Source organism: Bacillus sp. hwrm1, from assembly GCF_040207805.1.
In the GTDB taxonomy this organism is placed as follows: domain Bacteria; phylum Bacillota; class Bacilli; order Bacillales; family Bacillaceae; genus Bacillus; species Bacillus velezensis.
This window is the reverse complement of the sequence record NZ_CP157943.1, coordinates 1,058,010-1,084,199: the sequence shown is the minus strand read 5'-3', so window position 1 is coordinate 1,084,199 and position 26,190 is coordinate 1,058,010. Positions and strand designations below refer to the sequence as shown.

The window sequence follows — 26,190 nt, the reverse complement described above, 5'->3', positions numbered from 1 at the left end:
GCTTTTTCGTTACGCTATGACGTTTTCATAGGCTCTCATATATTTTTGAATGTCTCCGGCGCCCATGAAGATCAGCACTGCGCCTTCATGCGCTTTTAACACGGATGTGTCATTTTCTTCAATGAGTTCTGCGTTATCGATTTTTTCCTGAAGATCCGTGATCGTGAGCTTGCCGACGTTCTCGCGGGCAGAGCCGAAAATGTCGCACAGATACACGCGATCGGCCGCGCTTAAACTTTCTGCGAATTCATCAAGGAATGATTGCGTCCGTGTAAACGTATGCGGCTGAAATACCGCGATGATTTCACGTTCGGGATATTTTTGGCGCGCCGCCTCAATCGTGACTTTGATTTCAGTCGGATGGTGGGCGTAGTCGTCGATCAATACCTGGCTGCCGATCACTTTTTCATTGAATCTGCGTTTGACGCCGCCGAATGATTCAAGTCCGCGCTTAATCATGTTCACGTCTATCTCTTCATAGTGGCAGATTGCAATGACCGCTAAGGAATTGAGGACATTGTGATGCCCGTATGCCGGGATGTAGAACGTATCGTAAAACGTATTGCGGACAAAGACGTCAAATGTCGTGCCTTCCGTATTTTTCACGATGTTTCTCGCTTGAAAATCATTTTCTTCTCCCGTGCCGTAATACACGACAGGCACATTGGCGTGAATTTTCGGCAGGTACTCGTCATCACCGCAGGCAATGATGCCTTTGTTGACTTGAAGCGCCATGTTTTGGAAAGCATCAAACACATCGTCAATGTTGGCGAAATAATCAGGGTGGTCAAAATCAATATTCGTCATAATCGCATAATCAGGCTGATAGCTTAAGAAATGACGGCGGTACTCGCAGGCTTCAAATACAAAGTATTCGCTGCTTTCATTTCCTCTGCCCGTTCCGTCCCCGATAAGAAACGAAGTCGGCTTCGCCTGCTGCATCACGTGTGCCAAGAGGCCCGTTGTGGACGTCTTGCCGTGTGCGCCCGTTACCGCGACACTTGTGTATTTTTTCATATATTCAGCTAAAAATTTATGATATCTGATGACAGGAATCCCTTCAGCGAGCGCCTTTGCGATTTCCGGATGAGAATCAGGGAATGCGTTTCCGGCGATTACCGTTAAGCCCGGTTTGATGTTATCGGCGCTGAACGGATAGATCGGGATATTTCTTTTTTCAAGGGCAGCCTGAGTGAAAATCTGCTTCTCGATATCCGATCCCTGCACCTGATACCCTGTATCATGCAGGATTTGAGCAAGCGGGCTCATACCTGTCCCTTTTATTCCAACAAAATGATAAACAGTCATAATCGTACCTCCAACAAACGTCTATCTGTTCCCCAGTATATGACGCTCATTTCATTTTGCGACCGCCGCGGGCAAAAAGCCCGCACAGCGGCGCTTCCATTTATTTTTACGTTATCGTCAGTATCTGTAACTTTCTTTTTGATTAAACCTGCCGCATGATATTTCAGCGCGTGACAGTGATGCAGTTTTGATGGTCCATCCACTATCATACCATGTTTGTGAGAAAAATGAACGATATTCTTATTCTTGAGCAATGTCAGCGGCCGTAATCAGCACTTCACGGGGTTTGCTGCCCTTCGCTTCTGAGATCATGCCTTCGGCTTCCATCATGTCAATCAGCCTCGCGGCGCGGTTATAACCGATTCTGAACCTTCTTTGAAGGCTTGAGGTGCTGGCGCTGTTTTGCTCCACGACGAATTGGCACGCCTCAGGAAACAGTTCGTCTTCTTCCTTGAGGGCGGTTCCCTGCCTGATCAGTTCTTCCTGTTCAAACAAATAAGAAGGCGGCAGCTGCTTTCTGACATGAGAGACGACGCGGTCAATTTCTCTGTCGGATACAAAGTTGCCTTGCAGGCGCACCGGTTTTCCGGTACCGTTTTCCCAGTACAGCATGTCGCCTTTTCCAAGCAGCTTTTCCGCTCCCGCCATGTCGATGATTGTTCTGGAATCTACCTGGCTTGAGACGGAGAATGCAATCCTCGTCGGTATGTTTGCCTTGATCATTCCGGTAATGACATCGACAGACGGACGCTGTGTCGCGACAAGCAGATGAATGCCGCAGGCTCTCGCTTTCTGCGCGATTCTGGCAATGCTTTCTTCCACATCGTTCGGCGCGACCATCATTAAATCAGCAAGCTCATCAATGACCACTACGAGGTACGGAAGCTTTTCGCCTGTCTTATGATCGGCGGTTAATTCATTAAAGCGGCCGATATCTCTCACACCCGAATGGGCAAACAGTTCATATCGCCGTTCCATCTCTTCCACAACCCATTTTAACGCGGCGGTCGCGGCTTTGGCGTCCGTGATGACGGGGCTGACCAAATGCGGAATTTGGTTATAAGGCGCAAGCTCGACCATTTTCGGATCAATCAGAAGCATTTTGACATCACTCGGATCCGCCTTATAAAGCAGACTGACCAAAATGGTATTGATGCAGACGCTTTTTCCCGATCCTGTCGCACCCGCTATCAACCCGTGCGGCATCTTTTTCAAATCAATGACGACCGGGTTTCCGGAAATATCGACACCGAGCGCGGCTGTAAGCGGAGACGGATTCGTCCTGAAAGCTGCGCTTCTGATCATCTGCCTTAAATCAACGACTTTGCTTACGCGGTTCGGAACTTCAATGCCGATCGTGTTTTTACCGGGGATCGGCGCCTCAATCCGAATATCCTTGGCAGACAGGCTCAGTTTAATATCATCTGCTAAGTTTGTAATTTTGTTTACTTTCACTCCGGGCTCAGGATGCACTTCAAAACGTGTGACGGACGGGCCTTGTGTGACATGAACGACTTGGGCGCGCACATTAAAGTTTTTCAGTGTAACGTTTAAAAGCTCGCGCTGTTCTTCAATCCAGGATTGGTCGTCATGTCTTTGCGCCGGCGGTACGTCCAAAAGCGACAGATTCGGAAAGGCATAGCTCGCTCCGCCCTCAGGCGTCTTCGTCTGCTTGTGTTTATCACTTTTAAGCATCATGACGTTAAACGGAACATTGCGCTCTTTCGGCCGCTCCGCTTTTTTCACAGGCTGAGGCTGTCCGTGATGCTCCGTTTTTTCTTCGGCAGGCCGGGACGGGGCATCGGCAGTCTCGATGCTTGCAGGTTCAGGCTCGGGGTCTGAATGCCGCGTGACTTCATTGTACTCAGGCTGCGAGTCTGTTTCCTGTTCCGCGTCGGTTTCAGCTGATTCGGGCTTGTCTTCAGACTGCGGCTGAACTTCCTCATCGTATCCGGGTTCTGTGTATGTATACACCGGTTCTTCTGCGGTTTCAAAAGGCGGTGCTTTTTCCGGCTCAGGCTCCTGATATTCCTCCTGCGGCGCCGCTTGTTCCTCTGTGTTTTCAGCCGTTCGGGATACTTCATACTCAGGCTCTTTAATAGGCTGCGGGCGGGTTTGTTCATGCTCTTGTTCTTCTGTAAAGCCGGCAGACTCCGCGCTTTCCGTGTGCTCCCGCTCTTCAGTCTGCTGCGGTTCTGGTGCTGCAAACACTTGCTCTTTTGCATTCTCAGCCTCGGTGTGAAGCTTCTCTTTTTTAACGGCCGGGATTTCTTCCGTTTCTTGTTTCACAAACGGGTCTGGCCGGTCATTCGTCTGTTTTGTTATGCCGGATGTTGTGAAGACGGGCTCTTTTTCCGTTTCCTGACCGGCTTTTGGCGGAACAAATTGCTCCTCTGACAGCAGTGTTACGTTCTCTTCACGCCGCTTTTCGGATATAGGCGCTTTTTTTATGCTGTGCTGAGATTGAAAGCCGTAAACCGGTGAAGGAATGGATGACGGTTTAAAGGGCTTTTTCACCGTATCAGGCTCTTTATGTGTATGCTGTTTCCGCTCGGTTTGCTCCTTCCCGGCGGCATAATCCCGGGACGGCTGGCGGCGTTCGTGCCTTTCCCGCTGTCTTTGGTTTTGCTCCGTTCGCTTATAGCCGTCCGGAACGACAGGGAAGCGGAAATTCCCTTTCGGATATTCGTAATATATTTTAGGATCTTCCATGCGCGTGAATTTGCCTTCTGGCTGATCCGGTATCTGCTGTTTCGGGATTTGGGCATGCGTGTTTGGTTCACGTTCATGCTCTTCTTCTTTTTCACCTAAAAATAAGTCAAAAAATTTATTCAGCCAACTCATGTTTAATCACTCTCTAACTCCCTTTTTAGTAGTCTGGGACGATATTTAGTATACCATTGCCGGGCGGCTCAGAAAAGATTAAGCTCCCAACTGAAGAAAGCCGTTAAGCAGGCCTGCTTAACGGCTTTCTCTCACATCATTCGATTCTGTGCGCTTATTTATGGGAGTTAGAATTGAAATGCTTCGCCGGCCTCGCGGCTGTCTTCAAGAACAAGAATCCCTTTTTCCGCCGGCGCATCCGGCAAAGCGAGTTCTTTCGCGGAGCAGATCATGCCGCTTGACGGAACGCCTCTTAATTCAGCGTCTTTAATCACAAGTCCGCTCGGCATCACCGCGCCGACTTTAGCGACGACGACTTTTTGCCCTTTGTCCACGTTCGGCGCGCCGCAAACGATTTGGAGGGTTTCCTCTCCCACATTCACTTGGCAGATATTCAGTTTATCCGCATTCGGATGTTTTTCTTTCGATTCAACGTGACCGACAACAAATTTCGGAGAAAGGTCAACTGTCAGCGTTTCTGAAACGCCGTTTCTGTTCAGTATTTCATTCACATCCTGAACGAATGTCTCAGACAAAGCGACGGGGCCGTTGTCCTCAATCTGTAGATAAGAAGACACGTTAAAAATATTAAAGCCCGTCGTTTCTTTTGTTTCTTTGTTAAAGATTCTGACGACATCGCCTTCTCTTACATAGCCGATTTCTTCGCGTGCCGCATCTTTAAGAGAGATCAGAAGCGTATCTCCCACACCTTCTTTATTGTAAAAAGCGTTCATAAGAAAAATCCTTTCTAATCCTTTTTCGGCCGGCTTTTCGCCATGATAAACACAGGTTCCAGTCTGCCTTCATTATACAGAAATGAAAGGGCCGTAATCGGCACCGTGCCGCTTGCAAAGAAGCTCATGGACATTTGCCCTAAAATATCATAACCCGATTCATTTCGAATGTCAGCAAGTATTAATACATCCTGATGCGGGACGGAAATCGCCAATTCGCCTTCAGCGGCCTGCTTGTATTCATGAAGAATCGAGTCATTGAGAATCCGGCTGGCGTCATAGCCGTCATTCGCCCTGAAAAAATAAAAATAATTGTCCGCAACCGTATCCTGTTTCACAACTGAAGGAAGAGAGCGGAGATTGAATGACGCCGTCTCCCTGATTCGTTCTTTTGTCCAGTTTTCTTTCTCGAGCATACGGCTGTCAATTAAGCGGTACGTCTTGCCGAGGTCAAGCGCGTAGTAGATTCTCGTTTCGGCCGTATGGTCATCATACACGAGCGGAATGCCGTCGCTCGTTTGATCGGGAAATGATGTGGAGCGGATGACCGGATAGATTCCGGCTTCCTTTCCGGACATCTCCTGTCCGCTGCCTTCCATCGCCTCCATTGCTTCTGACACATAGTAGACGATTTCGTCGATCGCTTCTTCTTTTTTCGTCTCCCACTTCGCAATGATAGGCGGGAGCTCCAATGTGATGCCTTTTTTGGTCGTTTGATCCTCAACACGGAGGGTGTCTTTTTCTCTGTCAAAAAAGAAGGATCGGTTCTCGTGCTGCAGGCGCTGTTTTAATAAATCCGCCAGCTTCCTTGACGTCATTTTCAAAGCCCGTGGCCTCCTTTATGCTTTAGCAAGGGAATCGGTTAAAAATTGCTCAATTTCTTCTTTTGTTTTACGGTCTTTGCTGACGAAGCGGTTCACTTCTTTTCCTCCGTTAAACACAACAAAGCTCGGAATGCCGTAAATTTCCCATTCCGCGCATGTATCAATAAATTGATCGCGGTCTACGTAGTAATAAGTGAATTCAGGAAAGTCCGCTTCCAGCTCAGGGAGAAACGGCTCCACAAAGCGGCAGTCCGGGCACCAATCCGCTGAAAACATAAATACCGCCCAATCGTCTTGTACCGCTTTTTGCAATTCTTCCGTGCTTTCAATCTTTTTCATTGTCATTCCTCCATCTGGATTATGAGTTTTTTATATGCTGATGTTTGTCCAATTGGATCATACCAGACTGTTTACAGCAAGACCAACTATATGCAATATCATTATCATATTTCATTTGCATTATCAAGCAAGTTTCGTTTACCATTTTGTTGTAGCCGTACGAAAATCTGAATATGTACATAAGGAGGGACAAAAGATGCAGTTTGTCGTGTATTTAGCGGGTGAAATCCACAGTAATTGGCGGGACGAGATCAAACAAAAAGCAACATCGCTGGACCTGCCGATTACGTTTGTCGGCCCGATGGAAAACCATGAACGCTCAGACAATATCGGAGAAGAGATTATGGGCGTGCAGCCCGATTCTGTTTTAAAAGACGCCAGAGCTTCTGATATCAACAATTTCCGTACAGAGGTGCTGATGGAAAAAGCCGATTTTGTGATCGCCCTGTTTGGCGAGAAATATAAGCAGTGGAATACCGCGATGGATGCTTCTTATGCCATCGCAAAAGGAAAGCCGCTCATTCTCATCCGTCCGAAAGAACTTCATCATCCGCTGAAAGAGCTTTCCGGAAAAGCGAATATCACGGTCGAAACCGTCAATCAAGCGATGAAAGCACTCTCTTATTTATTTGAAACAGAATAAGCAGGCCGCCTTTATGCGGTCCTGCTTATTTTTTTACACATTTTCTCTGATCGTTTCGACCGTCTGTTTGTCACTCGCCATGACCAGCTTAATGAGCATTTCTTTCGCCGCGGCATAATCATCGACATGGATGATAGCGGCATTTGTATGAATGTATCTTGAACAAATGCCGATGACGGCAGACGGAACCCCGCTGTTTGATATGTGGACCCGTCCGGCATCCGTTCCCCCGCCTGAAGCGAAATATTGATAAGGGATATTGTGCGTTTCCGCCATATCAAGGACGAACTCTCTCATCCCGCGGTGCATGACCGTCGTTCTGTCGAGAATGCGGAGCAGCACCCCCTCGCCGAGACGGCCGAACAGCTCCTTATCGCCGCTCATATCATTTGCCGGGCTGGCATCAAGCGCGAAAAAGAGATCAGGCTGAATCATGTTGGCCGCTGTCTGCGCCCCTCTCAAGCCGACTTCCTCCTGAACGGTGGCCCCGGCGTACAGATTGTTCGGCAGGTCTTTTCCGTGCAGCTCTTTTAATAGTTCAATGCTTAACCCGCAGCCGTAGCGGTTATCCCACGCTTTGGACAATATTTTCTTCTCGTTGGCCATCGGGGTGAACGGGCAGACAGGCACGACCTGCTGTCCCGGTCTGATCCCCATTTTGACCGCGTCCTCTCTGTCATCGGCACCAATATCAATCATCATATTTTTGATCTCCATCGGCTTTGCGCGCTGGGCATCCGTTAAAATGTGGGGAGGGATGCTTGAGATGACGCCGATAATCGGTCCGTTATCCGTCTGCACCTCGACGCGCTGGGCAAGCAGCACCTGACTCCACCAGCCACCGAGCGTCTGAAATCTCAGCATGCCGTTATCCGTAATCTGCGTTACCATAAACCCGACTTCGTCCATATGGCCGGCTACCATAACGGTCGGCGCATCTTCAGCGCCGCGCCTTACTCCGAAAACACTTCCGAGTCTGTCCTGCACGATGTCATCCGCATATTTCGCAAGCTCCCGTTTCATAAAGGAGCGGACCTGATGTTCATTTCCCGGTGCGCCGGGAAGCTGCGTCAGCGTCCGGAAAAGCGTTTTCGTTTCCTCATTCATATTTTCCCCTCATTTCTATGTAATGCTTTTATTTTATTAGAAAAACAACCGTTTTCCAAGCGCTCAGATTGAATGGGCTGGAAAACCGCCGCTTTACTTAACACCGTCTGGCATCTTCTGTATAATAAAAACTACGACATAATTGGAGGTGCTTCATATTGAAATTACGTCATTTTCTCTTAGGTGCAGGAGTCGGATTATGCGCTGCCATCGCAGTGAAAAAGTATGCGATGAAACCTTATATCTCTTCAGAAAAAGCGCTCCGTATCGTGAAAGCGGCTTTTAAACAGCGCGGGCCGATAGACGGATCATGGATTTACACAGAGCCCGAGCCCTACCAGGTAAACGGAGAAACCATCCAGGTATACAAAACCGGCGTGACACGTTCGGCATTCGGCGAACTGGAGCAATATGAAGTTATGGTCAATGCAAAAACAGGCCAGATTGTCGATGTCATTGATTCTGTCGCCTCATAATTCGGACAAGCAAAAAATAAAGCCCAAAACCATCAGCGTTTTGGGCTTTATTCGGTTACATCGGCCGAATTCGTTTATATACGGGGTGCCACATCGCATCCTGCACCGCTTGGATCAGATCCTCGGGTTCCGTTTCCGCTACACCGTCCTGAATGGCCGCTTTAGCTACAGCTACCGCCACAGTTGCCGATACCGTCCTGAGATCCTCCACTTTCGGAAGCATCGGCGCCCCCGGCTTGCCGACATCCACCATACCGGCGATGGCATTCGCGCAGGCAACGAACATATTGTCCGTAATGATCCTTGCTTTTGTCACAATCGTGCCGAGTCCGAGTCCCGGGAATACGAGCGCGTTGTTCGCCTGTCCGATATGGTAGGTAACGCCGTTATACGCAACAGGCGGAAACGGACTACCCGTAGTGACAAGCGCGCGGCCTTCCGTCCATTTAATCAAATCTTCAGGTTTTGCTTCTGATAATGTCGTCGGGTTTGACATCGGCAAAATAGCCGGCCGTTTGACATGCGAGGCCATTTCTTTGACGATTTCTTCCGTAAATGCGCCTGATACGGTGGATGTGCCGATCAGAATCGTCGGCTTGGCCTGACGCACAGTCTCCGCCAGATCAATTGATCCGCCTTCACCGCTGCGGCCGTACTCTTTCACTTCATCAGCAGGGCGCGCGTACGGAACCTGAAAATCACGCAAGTCCTTCATATCATCCGTTAACAATCCGTTTCTGTCGATACACCAAAAATGGCTGTAGGATTCTTCTTCGCTTAATCCGTCATGCACCATGGCTTCGCGCAGCTGCTCAGCAATTCCGATACCGGCCGTTCCCGCGCCGAAGACGACGACTTTATGCTCTTTTAAAGGCACTTTTGATGCTTTTGCACACGCTAAAACAGCTGCAAGCGATACCGCGCCCGTTCCTTGAATGTCATCGTTAAACGTACAGACTTTATCTTTATACCGTTTTAATATGCCGCGGGCGTTAGCCGTACCGAAATCCTCCCAATGAAGCAGCGCATTCGGGAATGTTTCCCGGGCAAGCGAGACATACTCATCAATAAAGCGGTCATATTTCTCGCCGCGCACTCTTGAATGCTGGTTTCCGACATACAGCGGGTCATTTAAGAGGCTTTCCTGATTTGTTCCGGCGTCCAATACGACCGCAAGCACTCGTGACGGATCAATTCCGGCCGCTGCCGTATACACCGCGAGTTTTCCGACAGAAATGGCGATGCCGCCGACGCCCCAGTCACCGATTCCCAGAATGCCCTCCGCATCTGTGGCAACGATTAAGTCAATGTTTTCATTTTTTCCGAACTGCTGAAATGCGGCGCGCATTCCCTCAGGATCATCTATTGACAAATACAGACCGCGGGGTTTTCTGTACTCATGGCTGTAACGCTGGATCGCGGTGCCGACGGTCGGCGTATATACGATCGGCAGCATTTCGCCTAAATGATCATTTAACAGCCTGTAAAATAACGTTTCATTCCGATCATGGAGAGCGGTCAAGTACACATTTTTGCTCAGCTCATCAGGCTGCGAACTGAATTGTTCGTAGGCCCGCCTCGCCTGCTCTTCGATTGTCAATACTTTCGGCGGCAGAAACCCCTCGAGCCCGAGTTCCTCTCTTTCCTCCTGTGTAAAGGCCACCCCTTTATTTAAAAAAGGCGTAGAAAGCACTTCTAATCCGCGCAGAGTTGTTTTGATTTCTCCATCTTTCGTCACTTGAAATTGATTCACCTGTCTCTTCCTTTCAAAGCAATTTGTCTTAGGTTTGCTTTTATTCCCGAAATTCATACAGGCAAATCATCGATCCGCTTATTTTTTCTCCCGTTTGACAGACGCGGCCACTTCGCCATCTTCTCCCCATTTTACCGCTCTGTAAATCGCGTCGTGATAGAAAATGAGCCAGGCGTCTTTTTCTGCCGCGAACGTCTGCCATTTCTGCTTTTCTGGAATAGAGGTCATCGGATAATCATCATAGGCCAGCACCCATAACGGATTTTTATGCGCATTCGTCGGCATCAGGTCGGCAAAATGCACAGCGGTCTCCCCTTCGTCTTCTAAGACGATGACGCTGTGGCCGTCGCTGTGGCCGCCGGTGTGGTGCATCGTAATGCCTTCTGTCAGCTGATACTCGTTTTCAAAGGTTTCGACCTGATCTTGTACCGCCTCCCAATTTTCTCTCCAATATGTATTTTTCGATCTGATATTAGGATTTCTCATTTCGCGCCACTCTGTTGCAGAAGTGATAATGCGGGCATTCGGGAAAACAGAGACAAGCTCCTCTCCGCTGTACTCCGTCAGGCCGCATGCATGGTCAAAATGAAGATGGGTCATCGCGGCAATATGAATGTCCTCACAGGAAAGCCCGAGGTCACGAAGAGATTGTTTCAGATTGGATTCCTGTGTTACGCCGTAATTCCTTTTTTGTTTATCAGAGAACTTCCCTCGGCCGATACCCGCGTCAACCAATATATTCAGGCCGTTTTTTCTGATCAGAATCGGGTCTGTTCTTAATTCAATCTGGTTTTTGTCATTTACGGGGTATTTTCTCGACCATAAAGGCTTCGGAACAACGCCGAACATCGCTCCGCCGTCCATATGTGTTACACCGCCGTCCAGCCATGTTAATGAAATATTCCCAATATTCAATGTCTCCATCTTGATCCCTCCTGATGTAATGGTAGCAAATGGCGGCATAAAAAAACAGACTCCCGCATCAGAGTCTGTCTTTTGTTCTCCATTCAACTTCGGCCCGGTAAATCGGCTGGCCGAGCGCGGAGAATTTTTCTTCGTATTCTGTCATAATATTGCCCTTCGGATCGCTGTTGTGCAGATCAAGGCTGACTTCCGTCAGAAGCAGGCCGTATTCGGAAAAGCTTTTCAGAGAGTATTCGAATAAACCGCGGTTATCGGTTTTAAAATGAATCTCACCTGTTTCGCCCATCACTTCTTCGTATTTTTTCAAGAACGTTTTAAATGTTAAACGGCGCTTTTCGTGGCGGTTTTTCGGCCACGGGTCAGAAAAGTTTAGATATACGCGCTTGATTTCTCCCCGTTCAAATACGTCATTCAGTGTTTCCGCGTCTATATTTAACAAACGGACATTGTGAGCCCCGCTGTCCTTAACTTTTTGGACGGCAGTGACGATGACGCTTTTAAACAGCTCAATCCCGATATAGTTGATATCCGGATTCTGCTTGGCCATTCCTGAAATGAACTGCCCTTTTCCCGTACCGACTTCAATATGGATCGGGTTGTCATTGCCAAAGACCGTGTTCCACCGCCCTTTATACTGGGCCGGATCACTGATGGCGATGTCAGCGTTTTCTGCCAGAAAATCATTCGCCCAAGGTTTATGGCGCATTCTCATATGATTGACACCTCTATCTATAATTTCGAGTAACAACATACCATGAAACATAAAGAGCCGCAAGCGCCTTTTAAAGGCGCCGGCTGCATAAAAAAAGAGGCTCCCCGGTCCGGAACACTCATGTGATGCATAAAACCGCACCGCTTTGCACAATGTATGACACAGAAAGGATGTGTATATGAATCATGGGCTTAACAAGCGAACATCAGGTCCGGTTATTAAAGGACATACTGGCCGACCATCAATTGGATTGCTGCGGCACGGTTGCCGAGTATGAACAGCTGGAGCGCGTCATCAAATCACTGATGGCCAACACCGGGCTTGATTCAAATATAAAAAACGTGCTCGAGGATGTCTACCGCTACAGCCAGTCCGGCATCACGGCCGATTCCATCGACACGCATATTCAGGAGCACCAAAACCATTTGTCCCAATGGGTGGAGCAGATGGATTCGTACTCCTGACTACTTGACAATCCGCTTCATCAGGGCATGAAGCTCTTCCATGGCATCATGATACGCTTTGTCGTTTCCTTTTGATTTGTGCCAGGCGATGAAGGTGATGGTCTCCGATAACATGTACCACGCCATCCTCAGCCGAAGCCCTTCCGTGAGCTTCATGCCGTACATCCCAAGCCAGCTGTCCCACGCTGGCTCTTCGACGTAATGATACAATAAAGGGCCGAGATCCATGGCCGGATCAGCTATCATGGCGCCGTCCCAATCTATTAAATACAGCTGGTTGTCTTCAGACAGAAGCCAGTTATTATGATTCACATCACAATGGCAAACGACTTTTTCACCGAATTGCACCTGATCCACATGAGCTTCCAAATAAGCAAGGCCTTCCTGAATAAGCGGCGAAAATTGCCGCACGGCAAAGACGGCCTGCTTCAGCTGCGACAAAAGGGCGCCCGGATCAAGCGGTTCTTTTCCCAATCTTTTCAGCATGTCGAGCAAAGCTTTTGATGTGTGGATTTTGCGGAGCAGCTCAGCCACCGGGCGTCCGCTCATATCCTTTGCCTTCAGCTCCCTGCCCGCCATCCAATGCTGAGCCGTAATGACGTCTCCGTTTTCCATCCGTTTCGTCCAAACCAGCTTCGGAACAATGCCTTCGGCGGATAACACGGCTAAAAAGGGCGAGCTATTACGTTTTAAAAAAAGCTGTTGGCCGTTATGTTTCGCATAATATGCATCTCCTGTAGCTCCTCCGGCGGGGAAGATCTCCCAATCGCTACCTAGTAATTGTCCCAACCAGTTCATATCAATGTTCAACCCATCATTTCTTAAAATATTTTAGAATAGGCCTCCAGCCTTTCTCTATTGGCGGAGCGGCCTGTCATAAACAATTTCATGAGAATAAAAAAGACAGCTATTGAGAGTCTCATATGCTAATCAATAGCCGTCCTATAAATTTTAGCGCTACAGCACAAACTTCGTCAAGCAAAACTAGCAAGAACACCTGTGAATTCTGAAGATTTATGCCGCGAACCGCTCTTTGCCGTGAAACATTTGACGGGTTTCATTTGTTTATTATGTTTTTATTTTCAACGGCGCACCGCCCGGCATAAGCCGAAACGGCGTCGTTCCGATCAGCTCGCCGTCAGCGTGAAACGGAATTTTCCCATCTGTTTCAAAAACGAATTCCTTCCCCTTTATCATCGTCACTCCGTCCATTTTGATATGCCGGCCGAAGCTCATCGCCCATAAAAAACGATACAGCGAGAAAAAGGACAGGTTTTCTGCGATGACAATATCAAAATGGTTTTGACGGGGATTTGCTGAAGGCGCCGCTTTCATGCCGCCTCCGTAATAAGGGTGATTAGCCGCAATGACAAACCAGACATTGCGGAATTCACGCCTCTGGCCGTCTGCCGTGCAAACAAATCTGAACGGCTGAAACCTCGAGGCCTTATGTAAATGCGCGAGCGGGTAAATCACAAAGCCGAGACGCAAAAACCGAAGAACGCGCGATAACGGAAAATTCGCGGCTGCCTTCAAAACTGAGGCATCGAAGCCGACAGACAGGTGGTTAATAAAATAAAGTGATTGCGCTTTGTCATGAAAAAAGTTGATGTTTCCCGCAAAAAATTTCCGTGTGAGCGGGCGGTGCAGACTTTTGATTTCTTGGAGAAGCGCCGACTTCTTAATACCGAGCCCTTTGGAAAAGTCATTGTACGAACCGGCAGGCACAAAGGTCAGCTCAATCTGATCCGTTCCTTTCAGTCCGTTAATGACTTCATGCATCGTCCCGTCACCGCCGATGACGAACAGCCGCTTAAGCTTATGATCCTGCATCATTGAAATCTGCCTCGCCAGCACCTCCGCATGTCCGGGATGCCCGGTCAAAAAAGAGCGGTGGCTGACCCCGCGCCTGGTCAGCTCTTTTTGAACTGATTTCCAGACACGCCGGCCCCGCCCGCCTCCTGAGACCGGATTAATAATAAAAAACCATTGACTCATCGTTTGTTTTCACCTGCTTCATAGATGAAGAGACAGCCGGCAAACGTCCGTTTTAATCTAGCCATTCCTGTCTCCGGCTTGAATCGCTCAAGCCGTAAGACAAAAGAGCCTTCGCCGCCTTCAGCTGGTGGTGCTTGATCGGCGCCGTATTTTTCTGCTGCTTTTCCAGCCACTCTGCGGCAGTCCGTTTATCAGCTATTTCCAGCCCGTACGGCGGCTCCGGATAATCAATATAAGACGTTCTGCTGAGCAAAAGCTTCCGCACGGGAATGTCGGCCTGCTTTTCTTTTACGATTTGCGAAACGACCGAGCCCGTCCGGTGCAGGCTGAGAGACGGATTCAATACTTGGCGCGTGCTGCCGGAGCCTCTTTCTTCCCAAAAACGGTGTTTTGATCCGATATATACGCTGTCCTCTTCCGCTTCCATAAAAACAGCGCAGAAAATCTCCAGCGGCGAGATGATGATCATGCTCAGTTCGACGGACGCCTGCTGAATTTGCAGAACCGGATGATACATCACAAAATAGGAATCGGGCAGCTTTTGAGCCAGCATTTTTAACATCCCGTCCCTTTTGACCGCCTGTGAAAGCTCAGACTTTTGAGAAAGCGTGGAGCTCGCCCATTTTAATTGAAAGTCATACAGCTGATCTTTGAAAAAAGACGCGAGCTCAGACTTTCGAGACGGGAGATTCCCGAACAGCGCCTCTTCTCCCTCCGGCTCATCAAACCATTGGTGCCTCTTTTCATTTATATCGGCCATATTTTCTTCTTTTCTCTTTTTTAAGGAAAATTTTTTCCTGGCCGGCGCTTGATCGGTTTCCCCGCCGGCAGCCGTTTTCGTTTCTAGTTCTTCCGTCTTCCGGTCAAACGCTTCAAGAAGCGTCTCCCAGCGTTCTTTCTTCAGCCGGATAAACTGGTTCATATAATGATATGGATCAAGTTCATATCTGGATATGCAGTCGTGAATTTTGATGATCTGTGCCATGTGATTTCTCCACTCCGAATATTTGTTTATGTCAATTGAAACTGTGCGATTTCTTCGTATTTAGGCGACCGGTCAAGATGGGTCTGAAACAAGGAAAACCGGCTGACGGCACTTTGCACCCTGCCGCTTTCAAACGGCACATCGTCAGGAAACGGCCGGTCTCCCGCCCACTTCCGCGCCATCGTCATATGAGGGTGATACGGGCGTTTTTCCACTTGAAAACCGGCTTTCAAAACAGCCTGCTTTGTTTTTTCCCGCAAATCAAAGAGCTGTTCATTCCGTTCGGGCTCAAGGTGAAGCACTCTCGGCTGTCTGCGGTCGCCGAAAATATCCAGATGCTGAAACTGTACGGTAAACGGCTGCGCTGCCGACGCAGCATCTGCGAGCAGAGACGATAATTTCGCAAGCCGTTCTTCATCCGCGGCTCCGAGAAAAATGAGTGTAATATGATAGTCATGCGGGTGCACCCATTTTTTGAATGATAACGCCGGCTCCTTTTTGGCTGCTTCCCAAATCGGTTCAGCAATGTCAGCCGGAATCGGAATGCCGATAAAATAATGCGGCAATGAAGCTTTCATACGAGGATCTCCCCCTCTTTGGTTATGGTGTTATTATAAAACGGATAAGCGGAGAGGAGAACCCTGTCCGCTCATTATGATAGGATATTATGTACCGAACGTTTTATACAGAAAGGAATGAGCCGGCCTTGAAAATCGTAAACAGCACGGCGGAGCTGATCGGCGGCACACCGATCGTAAAGCTCAATCGTCTTCAGCCAGAACATGCAGCACAGGTCTATTTAAAATTAGAATCGTTTAACCCGAGCGGCAGTGTCAAAGACAGAGCGGCTTACAATATGATCATTGAAGCGGAAAACAGCGGGCATTTAAAACCCGGCTCTGTCATCATCGAACCGACAAGCGGCAACACAGGCATCGGCCTGGCGATGAACGCGGCGGCGCGCGGCTACAAGGCAATCCTCGTCATGCCTGACACGATGACGAAAGAACGCATCAACCTCCTGAAAGCGTACGGCGCGGAGGTTGTGTTAACACCGGGGGCGGAAAGAATGCCCGGCAGCATCAAAAAAGCGAAAGAACTCGCCGAACAGATTCCGGGAAGTTTTATCCCGATGCAATTCGATAACGGCGCAAATCCAGATGCCCACCGAAAAACGACCGCCATTGAAATCTATCAGGCCGTTCAGCAGCTCAACAGACCGCTCGGTGCTTTTGTGGCAACGGCGGGAACGGGCGGAACCATTACCGGAACCGGAGAAACGCTGAAGGAGCTTTTCCCGGATATGATTGTTCATGTCGCCGAGCCTGCGGGATCTCCCGTCCTGTCTGGCGGAAAACCCGGCGCTCATAAGCTTGTCGGGACAAGCCCCGGATTTATTCCCGGCATACTGAATCAGGACGTTTACGATGAAATCATGAAAATATCTGATGAAGATGCGTATACGACAACACGCCGTCTGGCCCGGGAAGAAGGTATACTCGTCGGCCCGTCTTCAGGCGCCGCCTGCTTCGCCGCCATTGAAACCGCAAAACGCCTCCCTTCCGAACAGATCGTCATCTGTATGACGGCCGATACGGGAGAACGTTATTTATCAACGGATTTATGGTCATTTGAATGATAAAAAGGGATGCCGCTTTCGGCGTCCCTTTTTATTATCACTTGGCAAGCTCATAAATGGCTTCGGCGTATAAAGCGGTTGACCGGAGAAGGTCATCGATTTCAATGTACTCATCCTTTTGATGCGCGCTGTCAGGCCGGCCGGGGAACAGCGGCCCGAATGCGACGCCCGCCGAAAGGGATCTCGCATACGTTCCTCCGCCGATTGAAATCAGATCCGCTTTCTTTCCCGTCTGTCCTTCGTAAACCTTTTGAAGCGTCTTTACGAGCGGATGATCGGCAGAAACGTGGTGCGGTTTGCTGTCTTTAAATTCTTCAAGCCGGAATTCTTCAGCAGACATAAAAGCATCACGGATGACATTGCTGTCTGAAGTGACGGGATAACGGATGTTGATGCCGAGTTCTCCTTCCTCACCCTTTCTGTATGTAAAGGTGCCGACATTCAATGTAAGCTCTCCGCTGATGTCATCCCTGCAATCAATTTTCAGCTTTTTGCCTCGTGTATCATTTAAAAAATAGTCACTGACGGTTTTGACAAAGTGCTTTCCGGCTCCATCCAGCTCCGTTCCGTTAAGGCATTCAGCAAGCTTTAAGCCGGCATTGACACCATTATCCGGTTCCATCGCGTGGCATGATTTTCCGTATACCCGAAGCGTCAGTTTTCCATTTTCCGAAATTGCTTCACCTTGTGTTTTTGACTGCTCAAGCCATTTGCTGAAATATGCGTGCACGGCATCAAGACCGTCCCCTTCAATAACCGCTTCAGCCGCATCCGGCACCATGTTCAAGCGCAGTCCTGAACGGAATGACAGAAGCCCGTTTTTTTCGTCTTTGTCAGAAGCGCTTTTTGCAATGCGCAGTGACGCATCTATAATTCCTTTTTCCGCGTTAATGATCGGAAAATCTGCGTCAGGAGCAAAGCCGATGTCAGGCATTTTTTCGTGTTTGAAGTAATGATCCACGCATCTCCAATCACTTTCTTCATCCGTTCCGATGATGATTCTCACGCGTTTGGATAAAGGGAGCTGCATGTCTTTGACGATTTTCAGCGCATAAAACGCCGCCATTGTCGGCCCTTTATCATCAATGGCGCCTCTGGCATATATCCGGCCGTCCCTGATATCGGCTGAAAACGGATCGCTCGTCCAGCCGTCTCCGGGCGGAACGACATCGACGTGGCACAGAACGCCGACGATTTCGTCACCCGTTCCCCATTCAATATGGCCCGCATAGCCATCAAGATTCTTTACGGTGAAGCCTTCTTTTTCACCGAATTCCAGCAGTGACGTCAGGCTGGCATTGACGCCTTCTCCAAACGGCCGGCCGGGACCGGCTGTTGATTCGTCCATTACGCTGTTGATCTGCAAAAACTTCTGCGTGTCACGGATCAGATCTTCTTTGTTTCTGATGACTTCAACTTCCCAGTTCATCACAAATCCCCTTTCTTGATAAAGACTTGCAAAATGTCGATAAAACGAATAATATAGATGATGTTTTGAAAAAATGTTCGTCATTGGAGGTACTTATGTTTCATCTCGACAAGCATCAAACGACAATAAAAAGAGAAATTACCGCGGGATTGACCACCTTTTTCACAATGGTGTATATCATTGTCGTCAATCCGGTGATCCTTTCCAATGCGGGAATTCCGTTTGACCAGGTGTTCACCGCGACGATTATCGCTTCCATTGTCGGAACTTTATGGATGGCTCTCGCTGCGAATTTTCCGATCGCCATTGCCCCCGGCATGGGCTTAAACGCGTATCTCGCCTTTCACGTTGTCGGCACAGGCAGCGGCATTACGTATCAGACGGCTTTCAGCGCCGTTTTTATCGCGGGAGTCATCTTTATTATTTTATCGTTAACGCCTTTAAGAAAACAACTTATAGAAGCGATTCCGGACAATTTAAAATACGGAATTACGACCGGCATCGGCTTATTTATCGCTTTTATCGGCTTACGCCAATCCGGAATCATCACGGCTGATAAATCTAATCTGGTCGCACTCGGCGATCTTCATTCGCCCGCCGTCATTTTAACGCTTATCGGGCTTATCATCAGTATTGTACTGATGGTGCTGAATGTTAACGGGGCTCTGTTCATCGGAATGGCGCTGACCGCTATCATTGCCTTTTTGACCGGTCAGATTCATTTCGCGAAAGGATTCATGTCCTTCCCGCACCTGCCGGAGGGGCTTTTAATCACAAATCCGTTCGGAGCCCTCGGGGATGTCGTGCATCACGGTCTGTACGCTGTTGTGTTTTCTTTTCTTCTCGTTACGATTTTTGACACGACCGGCACCATGATCGGTGTCGCCGAACAAGCGGGACTGATCAAAAACAATCAGCTGCCGAATGCCAGAAGAGCGCTTTTGGCTGATTCGACCGCTACAACGGTGGGAAGCATCTTCGGCACCAGCCCGACGACCGCGTTCGTTGAATCTTCAGCAGGTGTGGCGGCCGGCGGAAGAACGGGTCTGACGGCGCTGACGATTGCCGTTATGTTTGCCGTTTCCATGTTTTTCAGCCCGCTTGTCAGCGTCTTATCGGAAGTGTCCGCGATTACGTCACCGGCTCTGATTATTGTCGGCAGCCTGATGATGGGTGCGGTATCGAATATCCGCTGGAATGAGCTTGATGAAGCGTTCCCGGCCTTTCTCGTCATTTTGGCGATGCCTCTAACGTCCAGTATTTCAACCGGAATCGCACTCGGCTTCATTTCATATCCGCTTGTTAAAGCAGCTAAGAAAAAATGGCGCGAAATCCATCCTTTAGTCATCATCTTCGCCGTGCTGTTTTTTATTCAGCTTTTTATTTTGAACGGACATTAAGAAAAATCCCTTTCCTTTTTCGGAAAGGGATTTTCACATATAAAGAACGGAAAGAATCGCGGCAATGAGACACCAGGCGGAACAGATGATTTGAATGACGGTTAATGCGCTGTTTCGCGCCCTGAAATAGTCATCACTGTCTCTCTTGATACCGCTTAAAACCGGTTTATCCGTGATCCGGTCAAATAAAAGTGACGCGGCATAGCGGCTGACGATCGCAAACAAAATGAGGACTGCCGGCTTCACTAAGAGCGGAAGAACGAGAATAAGAGCCGTAAAAGCCGCGGTTAAAAGGTAAAGCTGCCGGAGATACCCGCCGTTTCGAATCAGCACTTTAAAGAACAATTCTTTCCACGCCGTATACGCCGACCGTTTTGTAAAGATGTGCTTTGAGCCGGGATATAAAAACGGCTTGCTCCGCCCTTTATGTTTACCATTCGGGAGCTGCACATCATGGCTGAGCATCAAAACAGAGGCCGCGAATGAAAGCTTGCGCCTGTTCTCCTCAAGCACTTCTTCCTCAAAGGCCGATAATGTCTCCGTCCCTTTCCAAGTCAAAAAAGCGGAACAGATGAACAATATACATCCCGCCGGCCAAAGCCAATACCATTCGGCGGCAAAGACGATCATAAAAAACGCACCCGCCATCAGAACCATCACTTTCAGCCAGCCCGCCGCCTGATTCCCGAATGTCCGCCTGCTGTTTTTTCTGTGCCGGTGCACCGCTAATATTGCGGTATGGAAGCCGAACAGACAGCAAAACATACCCGAATATGCCGGTAAGGTACAGTCACCGTATTGGTGCCATAAGGGAAATAACAATACGGCAAGCGCACCCCATTTGATAAGGGAAAGGAACATCGAATACAAAAGCGCGTACCGTTTCAGCTTTTGCATCAGATGTTTTGCATGCACCAAAAATACGTGATCCGCTTCCAGCAAAAAGGTATGAATAAAACCCGTGCACAACAGCAAGGCACTGAATACATACAGCCAGCCCCATCCTAATACTCCTGCCGCTCCATTAAGAAGCCCCCTGCCGTTCAGCCATTCAGCATATTGATAAACGGCAAATGCGGCAGCGGGAAGAACGATATACAGCGCGACCGTCCAATCAATGACCGTCTGAAACACCTTCCATTGATACCGCCAATAATGAAACAGCCTTTGAAAAAACAAAGCCCGCCCGGTCATCGCTGACTGCTCCGAACCGCTGAATAAAAGCAATCCAGCAGTGAACGGCTCCCCGTTTTTTCCTGAAGCTCCTCTAACGTGCCTTGAAGAAGCAGAGCGCCCTGATCCAGCAAATAAAACCGGTCGCAGATTTTTTCCGCCGTATCCAGAACATGAGTGCACATCAAAATCCCCGCGCCCCTTTCTTTCTCAGCAATCAGCATGTCGGTAAACAGCTTCGTTGAGATCGGATCAAGTCCGATAAAAGGCTCATCAATGATGTAAATATCCGGCTTCGCCAAAAATGCCTGTATGAGCATCAATTTTTGCTGCATCCCTTTTGAAAAACCGGAAGGCAAATCATGTTTTACAGACGTCAGCGAAAACTCTTCAAGCAGCCGCCCTGCCCGCTCACGGCACTCTTCCCCTTCCATGCCCCGCAATGACCCGGTCAGCTCGAGATGCTCCCAAAGCGTCAGTTCATCATAAAAACTCGGACGCTCCGGTATGTAAGCATAAGATGAATCATTCCACTCAATACCGCCTTCTATATCCCGGGAAAGCCCGAGAACCGCCTTTATCACTGTACTTTTCCCCGCGCCGTTCGCTCCGATTAAACCGGCAATTTCACCCGCATTGACTGACAGAGATACATCAGAAATCACCTTCGGCCTGTCAGCATAACCGGCGCAGACAATGTTTGCATTCAATAATTCTCCCAAACTTCTCACTCCCCCGTTTTCATACGGACATGTATAAAAAAAGTTTCAGTTTCCATAATAATAAAAGCGGACCGGGCATAGTAATGCACCAAGGCGGCACCCATTTGGAAAAAATTATCTGCGCTTATTCCTAGATTCATGTTGTCCATATCGTGTATAATGGAGGCAGTTAAAAGAGAAAAAACAGAATGTCATCCTTTGTTGCTTATTCGTACGAAGTTTTAGAGTCGAAAGTTGTGGTATATCAAGTCCATCCGATCTTATGATAGGGAGTGGTTTTTTGAAACCTTCAACAAATCGTATGCTGACTCGGATTAAATCAGTTTACATGTTCATCCAGGAAAAAGGCCTTGTGACAACACAGGAACTGGTTGATGAATTCGGCATTACACCTAGAACCATTCAGCGAGACTTAAATGTGTTAGCATACAATGATCTTGTTCATAGTCCTAGCCGAGGCAAGTGGGAGACAACACGAAAAAAAGTGAAAATTACATCTTAAGCGAACAATTACATAAGGCCCTTTTCGGCCTGACATGCTGCAAGGCAAAGCAGCGTCTTTGCCTTGTTTTTTGTTCCTCTATATAAAAAGCCCAAAACAAATCTGTTTTGGGCTTTTCTGATATCGATTACACTTCAGCGCCTCTCAGCGTTTCGAGCTCCTCTTCAGTCAGCTCGCGGAATTCTCCCGGTTTAAGATCCGGGTCAAGAGAAACAGCCCCCATCGAAAGCCGCTTCAAATAAGCCACTTCATTTCCGACAGCCTTTGCCATCAGCTTCACCTGATGATATTTGCCTTCTGTAATGGTCAAATGAATCACCGTTTCATCCGGGCTTTCTGTAATGATTTCAACGGCTGCCGGCTTCGTTTTATAGCCTCCTTCAATGACGACGCCTCTTTCCAGATGAACGATGTCTTCCGGTGACAGAGGTGAAATTAACCGGACCTCATATGTTTTAGGCACATGCTTTTTCGGAGAAAGCAGGCGATGAGCGAGCTGCCCGTCATTGGTCAGAAGCAAAAAGCCTTCCGTATCCTTATCAAGACGTCCTGCCGGAAACGGTTCAAATCGCTGTTCTTCAGGCGTCAGCAGATCAACCACCGTTTGCTGGCGGCTGTCTTCGGTAGCGGACAGCACTCCTTGCGGCTTATTCATCATGACATAAATAAATTCACGATAGTCTGCCGGCTCTCCGTATACCGTGATGTCCTGTTTTTCCGGATCGACATGGGTTTTCACATCTTTCGCCGGCTCTCCGTCAATCATGACAGCCCCGGCCTTGACGATTTTTTTCACATCTTTTCTTGAGCCGAATCCGCTGTTGGCAAGCAGCTTATCAAGTCTCATCCTGATCCTCTCCTTTAAAAAGAAAAGCCCGCGATAAGCGGACTATTCATTATTTCTCAATGGGCGGAATGCCTGCCTCTCCTCAAAACACGGGGCAGACGATTTCCAAACATTTTCTGTAAAAATCCGATTCGGTACGCGGCAAACATGTACACCGCACCGCCGACAGCGGCGCAGACAAAGACGACAATCGCCGCATGCACCTGGCCGCTTTGGTATGTTACAAAGAAACTGAGCAGCCATTGAGTCAGCTTGACCGCGACTCCCATCACGACGGACAGGACTGCGATTAAAATGACCCGTTTTATAAGTACCGTATACGAATAGCCCGCATGGCGCTTAATCATGATAAAACCGTACAGAAGAGAAGCGATATAACCGAGCGCCGTTGCCAAGATGGCCCCGTCTCCCTGAAACAGCTTGATCAGCGGCACGTTCAGCACCACTTTTATAATGACGCCGATGAAAAGGCTCACGACAGCAAATTTCTGCTTATTAATCCCTTGCAGGATCGCGGCGTTTACGGTAAACAGAGAAAACAGAATCGCGACAGGCGCGTACCAGAACAATATATCCTGTCCGATATCCGGGCGAAGACTTTCAGAGCCGTAGAAAAACGTATAGGCCGGGCCCGATAACACGGACATCCCGACAACGGCGGGAATAACCAAAAACAGAATGATTTGCATCGTCTGGTTAATCTGCTGGTTCAAAAGCTTATAATTCCTGCTCGTAAACGATTCAGTAATCGTCGGAATCAGCGTCAGACCGAAAGCGGTCGCCAGAGAAACCGGGATCATGACAAGCTTCGGCACATAAAGGGTGACAATCGCAAGCATGTCCTGGCTGATATCCTTGTGGCCCGCCGCAATCATCGCTTTATTAAACGTATTCGTATCGATATACGAATACAAAGGAATCGCCAGTCCGACAAATACGTAAGGAGCGGCATAACTGAAAAGCTCAATGAACATTTTTTTATAACTTAAGTTCGCAGACGGGACGAGATTCGGCTTCATCGCCAGGAGATCGCCCTTCCGCTTATTCCAGTAAATATAAAGGACGACAAGCCCTCCGAATGATCCGATCAGCGCCGCGAAAGTCGCGTATCCGACTGCGATGACAAGGCCGCCGTTGATCACTCTTAAAATCAAATACGTTGCGCCCAATAAAAAGATGATCCGGGCAAGCTGCTCCACAACCTGTGAAACGGCTGTCGGCCCCATCATCTGATGACCTTGGAAAAAACCGCGCACAAGACTCATAATCGGCACGACCAAAAGTGCCAGACTGACCATCCGGATGACATAAACGACGTGGTCAATCGTAAGTCCGTTGTTACTCGTGCCGCCGAGAGATGTTTCCGCAAAAAACGGCGCCGAAATATAAAGAATTGAAAAAGCGATCATCCCGGTTACGAGCATAACCGACATTCCCGCTCTCAGCATCCGCCTGCTCGTCTCATAGTCTCCTTTGGAGTTATATTTCGAGACAAATTTTGAAACCGCGGCGGGAAATCCCATCGTGGCAATGTTTAAAAACAGTGTATATTGATTATATCCGTATTGAAACAAAGCTCCGCCCGTCGCTCCGACCATCGCTCCGAACGGGATCAGATAAATCATCCCTAAAATCCGCGATATATAGGTGCCGAGCGTCAGCACGAACGTGCCCCTTAACAATTTGCTTGACATGTTTCCTCATCACCATTTTCTACGAAGATTCAACTTTTCTATTTTAACACAACTGGGCAATTAGACGGTAATAATTACAGCGGGAAACTTTTTGGGAAAACTCTTTAAAAAACAAAATACGTTTAAGGATTCCCTTTCTTTCGCTATAATAGCAGAAAGCGGACATTTCCGCCTATTATACGTGAAAAAGAAAGTTGTTGATGAAATATGAAACATTATGACGTGATTGTGATCGGCGGCGGTCCGTCCGGTTTAATGGCTGCGATTGCGGCAGGCGAAGAAGGCGCGGACGTATTATTAATCGATAAAGGAAACAAGCTGGGACGGAAGCTGGCGATTTCCGGCGGCGGGCGCTGCAACGTGACCAACCGCCTCCCCGTTGAAGAAATCATCAAACACATCCCCGGCAACGGCCGCTTTTTATACAGCGCGTTTTCCGAATTTAATAATGAAGATATCATCGCCTTTTTTGAAAAACTCGGCATTCAGCTGAAAGAAGAAGACCACGGGCGCATGTTCCCGGTGACGGACAAAGCGCAAAGCGTTGTCGATGCGCTTTTGAACCGATTAAAACAACTGAACGTCACCATCCGCACAAATGAAAAAATCAAAGAAGTGCGGTACGAGAACGGCAGGACAGCGGGCATTACGACAAACAATGACGAACACATTAACGCAGACGCCGTCATTATCGCGGTCGGCGGAAAATCAGTCCCGCATACCGGCAGCACCGGAGACGGCTATGCATGGGCGGAAGCGGCCGGTCATACCGTGACCGAACTCTTTCCGACGGAAGTGCCGGTTACGTCGTCAGAACCGTTTATTAAACAAAAAACACTTCAGGGGCTGTCTCTTAGAAACGCGGCCGTCAGCGTCCTGAATAAAAAAGGCAAACCAATCGTCACACACGTGATGGACATGCTGTTTACCCATTTCGGCTTGTCAGGCCCCGCCATTCTCCGCTGCAGCCAGTTTGTCGTCAAAGAACTGAAAAAGCAGCCAGAGGTCAAACTCCGCATCGATCTGTTTCCCGGCATCAACGAGGAAGAGTTATTTCAAAAGATGCACAAGGAACTGAAAGACGCACCGAAAAAAGCGCTCAAAAATGCGCTGAAGCCGTGGATGCAGGAACGGTACCTGCTTTTTCTTCTGGAACGGAACGGTCTTGATCCGCAGACAAGCTTTACGGAACTGCCGAAGGATCAATTCAGGGCTTTTGTCAAAGACTGCAAACAATTTACGGTTGCCGCTGACGGAACGCTTTCTTTGGACAAAGCGTTTGTCACAGGCGGAGGTGTTTCCGTAAAAGAGATTGAGCCGAAACAAATGGCGTCTAAAAAAATGGAAGGCTTATATTTTTGCGGAGAAATACTCGACATTCACGGCTATACCGGGGGCTACAATATCACTTCAGCCTTTGTCACAGGGCGTCTCGCCGGTTTGAATGCAGGACGTTTCTCACGCTCGCTCTAAATGGTTTAAAGCGCATTTACCTGAGCGTCCCCGTTGATAATTGACCAAAAACATGATAGAGTTTTCTGCGTTTTGTTTCACCTGATAGAGGGAATAGGAAGAAAGGAATGATCTGCAATCGTACGACCATACTAAAACAAAATGGCGTATTGAAAAAAATA

25 protein-coding genes are annotated in these 26,190 nt (G+C 48.5%); 7 read left to right on the top strand and 18 right to left on the bottom strand.

What is annotated here, in order from left to right; all coding sequences use genetic code 11:
* Nucleotides 1–9: 9 nt before the first annotated feature.
* The 5 genes from murC to ABK447_RS05615 form a co-directional block, all read right to left on the bottom strand.
* Entirely contained in the window at nt 10–1,308 is a 1,299-nt protein-coding gene (gene murC, locus ABK447_RS05635) for a UDP-N-acetylmuramate--L-alanine ligase (protein WP_007408778.1), read from the bottom strand.
* A 240-nt stretch (nt 1,309–1,548) separates the two neighbouring features.
* Entirely contained in the window at nt 1,549–4,152 is a 2,604-nt protein-coding gene (locus ABK447_RS05630) for a DNA translocase FtsK (protein ID WP_042635428.1), read from the bottom strand.
* A gap of 167 nt (nt 4,153–4,319) precedes the next feature.
* Nucleotides 4,320–4,925, bottom strand: coding sequence for a YtpR family tRNA-binding protein (gene ytpR / locus ABK447_RS05625; protein WP_094031890.1), 606 nt, complete (start codon nt 4,923–4,925; stop codon nt 4,320–4,322).
* Between the two features lie 14 nt (nt 4,926–4,939).
* A complete protein-coding gene (locus tag ABK447_RS05620; protein ID WP_012118213.1) occupies nt 4,940–5,749 on the bottom strand; it encodes a DUF1444 domain-containing protein in 810 nt (269 codons plus the stop codon).
* Nucleotides 5,750–5,764: 15 nt separating this feature from the next.
* Complete coding sequence (locus tag ABK447_RS05615) at nt 5,765–6,088, bottom strand: thioredoxin family protein (protein WP_003152373.1); 324 nt, start codon at nt 6,086–6,088, stop codon at nt 5,765–5,767.
* A gap of 196 nt (nt 6,089–6,284) precedes the next feature.
* Here ABK447_RS05615 and ABK447_RS05610 point away from each other — a divergent pair, with 196 nt between their 5' ends.
* Nucleotides 6,285–6,731, top strand: coding sequence for a YtoQ family protein (locus tag ABK447_RS05610; RefSeq protein WP_012118214.1), 447 nt, complete (start codon nt 6,285–6,287; stop codon nt 6,729–6,731).
* Between the two features lie 33 nt (nt 6,732–6,764).
* On the opposite strand, the gene ABK447_RS05605 is transcribed toward ABK447_RS05610, so the two are convergent.
* Nucleotides 6,765–7,838: a M42 family metallopeptidase gene (locus ABK447_RS05605; RefSeq protein WP_003152370.1), complete on the bottom strand. Its 1,074-nt coding sequence runs from the start codon at nt 7,836–7,838 to the stop codon at nt 6,765–6,767.
* Between the two features lie 158 nt (nt 7,839–7,996).
* Here ABK447_RS05605 and ABK447_RS05600 point away from each other — a divergent pair, with 158 nt between their 5' ends.
* Entirely contained in the window at nt 7,997–8,314 is a 318-nt protein-coding gene (locus tag ABK447_RS05600; RefSeq protein ID WP_003152366.1) for a PepSY domain-containing protein, read from the top strand.
* A gap of 55 nt (nt 8,315–8,369) precedes the next feature.
* Here the strand turns inward: ABK447_RS05600 and ABK447_RS05595 are convergent, their stop codons facing one another.
* From ABK447_RS05595 to trmB, 3 genes are all read right to left on the bottom strand, one after another.
* The gene (locus tag ABK447_RS05595; RefSeq protein WP_094031891.1) at nt 8,370–10,067 is read right to left on the bottom strand and encodes an NAD-dependent malic enzyme; all 1,698 of its coding nucleotides are present in this window, start codon (nt 10,065–10,067) and stop codon (nt 8,370–8,372) included.
* Between the two features lie 78 nt (nt 10,068–10,145).
* Entirely contained in the window at nt 10,146–10,991 is an 846-nt protein-coding gene (locus tag ABK447_RS05590) for an MBL fold metallo-hydrolase (RefSeq protein ID WP_025285125.1), read from the bottom strand.
* 58 nt (nt 10,992–11,049) lie between these two features.
* On the bottom strand, nt 11,050–11,703 hold the full coding sequence (trmB, locus tag ABK447_RS05585) for a tRNA (guanosine(46)-N7)-methyltransferase TrmB (RefSeq protein ID WP_003152359.1): 654 nt from the start codon (nt 11,701–11,703) through the stop codon (nt 11,050–11,052).
* 185 nt (nt 11,704–11,888) lie between these two features.
* Here trmB and ABK447_RS05580 point away from each other — a divergent pair, with 185 nt between their 5' ends.
* The gene (locus tag ABK447_RS05580; protein WP_003152357.1) at nt 11,889–12,167 is read left to right on the top strand and encodes a YtzH-like family protein; all 279 of its coding nucleotides are present in this window, start codon (nt 11,889–11,891) and stop codon (nt 12,165–12,167) included.
* On the opposite strand, the gene ABK447_RS05575 is transcribed toward ABK447_RS05580, so the two are convergent.
* The 4 genes from ABK447_RS05575 to thpR all read right to left on the bottom strand — a co-directional run bounded on the left by ABK447_RS05575 (nt 12,168) and on the right by thpR (nt 15,728).
* A complete protein-coding gene (locus ABK447_RS05575) occupies nt 12,168–12,965 on the bottom strand; it encodes a phosphotransferase family protein (RefSeq protein WP_003152355.1) in 798 nt (265 codons plus the stop codon).
* 270 nt (nt 12,966–13,235) lie between these two features.
* Nucleotides 13,236–14,165, bottom strand: a complete 930-nt coding sequence (locus ABK447_RS05570; protein ID WP_099320062.1) for a YegS/Rv2252/BmrU family lipid kinase — start codon at nt 14,163–14,165, stop codon at nt 13,236–13,238.
* A 52-nt stretch (nt 14,166–14,217) separates the two neighbouring features.
* On the bottom strand, nt 14,218–15,150 hold the full coding sequence (locus ABK447_RS05565; protein ID WP_094031892.1) for a hypothetical protein: 933 nt from the start codon (nt 15,148–15,150) through the stop codon (nt 14,218–14,220).
* Nucleotides 15,151–15,176: 26 nt separating this feature from the next.
* Complete coding sequence (thpR, locus tag ABK447_RS05560; protein WP_094031893.1) at nt 15,177–15,728, bottom strand: RNA 2',3'-cyclic phosphodiesterase; 552 nt, start codon at nt 15,726–15,728, stop codon at nt 15,177–15,179.
* An 89-nt stretch (nt 15,729–15,817) separates the two neighbouring features.
* Here thpR and cysK point away from each other — a divergent pair, with 89 nt between their 5' ends.
* The gene (cysK, locus tag ABK447_RS05555) at nt 15,818–16,789 is read left to right on the top strand and encodes a cysteine synthase A (protein WP_020954278.1); all 972 of its coding nucleotides are present in this window, start codon (nt 15,818–15,820) and stop codon (nt 16,787–16,789) included.
* A gap of 37 nt (nt 16,790–16,826) precedes the next feature.
* Here cysK and pepV read toward each other — a convergent pair whose 3' ends face one another.
* The gene (pepV, locus tag ABK447_RS05550; protein WP_038459543.1) at nt 16,827–18,218 is read right to left on the bottom strand and encodes a dipeptidase PepV; all 1,392 of its coding nucleotides are present in this window, start codon (nt 18,216–18,218) and stop codon (nt 16,827–16,829) included.
* A gap of 95 nt (nt 18,219–18,313) precedes the next feature.
* On the opposite strand from pepV, the gene ABK447_RS05545 reads away from it, so the two are divergent.
* Nucleotides 18,314–19,618, top strand: a complete 1,305-nt coding sequence (locus tag ABK447_RS05545; RefSeq protein WP_014418668.1) for an NCS2 family permease — start codon at nt 18,314–18,316, stop codon at nt 19,616–19,618.
* A 33-nt stretch (nt 19,619–19,651) separates the two neighbouring features.
* On the opposite strand, the gene ABK447_RS05540 is transcribed toward ABK447_RS05545, so the two are convergent.
* On the bottom strand, nt 19,652–20,812 hold the full coding sequence (locus tag ABK447_RS05540; RefSeq protein WP_038459546.1) for an ABC transporter permease: 1,161 nt from the start codon (nt 20,810–20,812) through the stop codon (nt 19,652–19,654).
* Nucleotides 20,809–21,513 (bottom strand): ABC transporter ATP-binding protein, encoded by a 705-nt coding sequence (locus tag ABK447_RS05535; protein ID WP_007408794.1) that lies wholly within the window; start codon nt 21,511–21,513, stop codon nt 20,809–20,811. Before ABK447_RS05535 ends, ABK447_RS05540 begins: the two co-directional genes overlap by 4 nt.
* A 280-nt stretch (nt 21,514–21,793) precedes the next feature.
* On the opposite strand from ABK447_RS05535, the gene ABK447_RS05530 reads away from it, so the two are divergent.
* Nucleotides 21,794–22,015 (top strand): DeoR family transcriptional regulator, encoded by a 222-nt coding sequence (locus tag ABK447_RS05530; protein ID WP_003152337.1) that lies wholly within the window; start codon nt 21,794–21,796, stop codon nt 22,013–22,015.
* 127 nt (nt 22,016–22,142) lie between these two features.
* On the opposite strand, the gene ABK447_RS05525 is transcribed toward ABK447_RS05530, so the two are convergent.
* Together ABK447_RS05525 and ABK447_RS05520 are read right to left on the bottom strand one after the other, a co-directional pair.
* A complete protein-coding gene (locus tag ABK447_RS05525; RefSeq protein ID WP_007613195.1) occupies nt 22,143–22,862 on the bottom strand; it encodes a pseudouridine synthase in 720 nt (239 codons plus the stop codon).
* A 56-nt stretch (nt 22,863–22,918) separates the two neighbouring features.
* Nucleotides 22,919–24,556 carry a polysaccharide biosynthesis protein gene (locus ABK447_RS05520; RefSeq protein ID WP_003152313.1) on the bottom strand — a complete coding sequence of 546 codons (1,638 nt, stop codon included), beginning with the start codon at nt 24,554–24,556 and terminating at the stop codon, nt 22,919–22,921.
* A 207-nt stretch (nt 24,557–24,763) separates the two neighbouring features.
* Here ABK447_RS05520 and ABK447_RS05515 point away from each other — a divergent pair, with 207 nt between their 5' ends.
* Entirely contained in the window at nt 24,764–26,029 is a 1,266-nt protein-coding gene (locus tag ABK447_RS05515; protein WP_007408798.1) for an NAD(P)/FAD-dependent oxidoreductase, read from the top strand.
* The last annotated feature ends 161 nt before the right edge of the window (nt 26,030–26,190 follow it).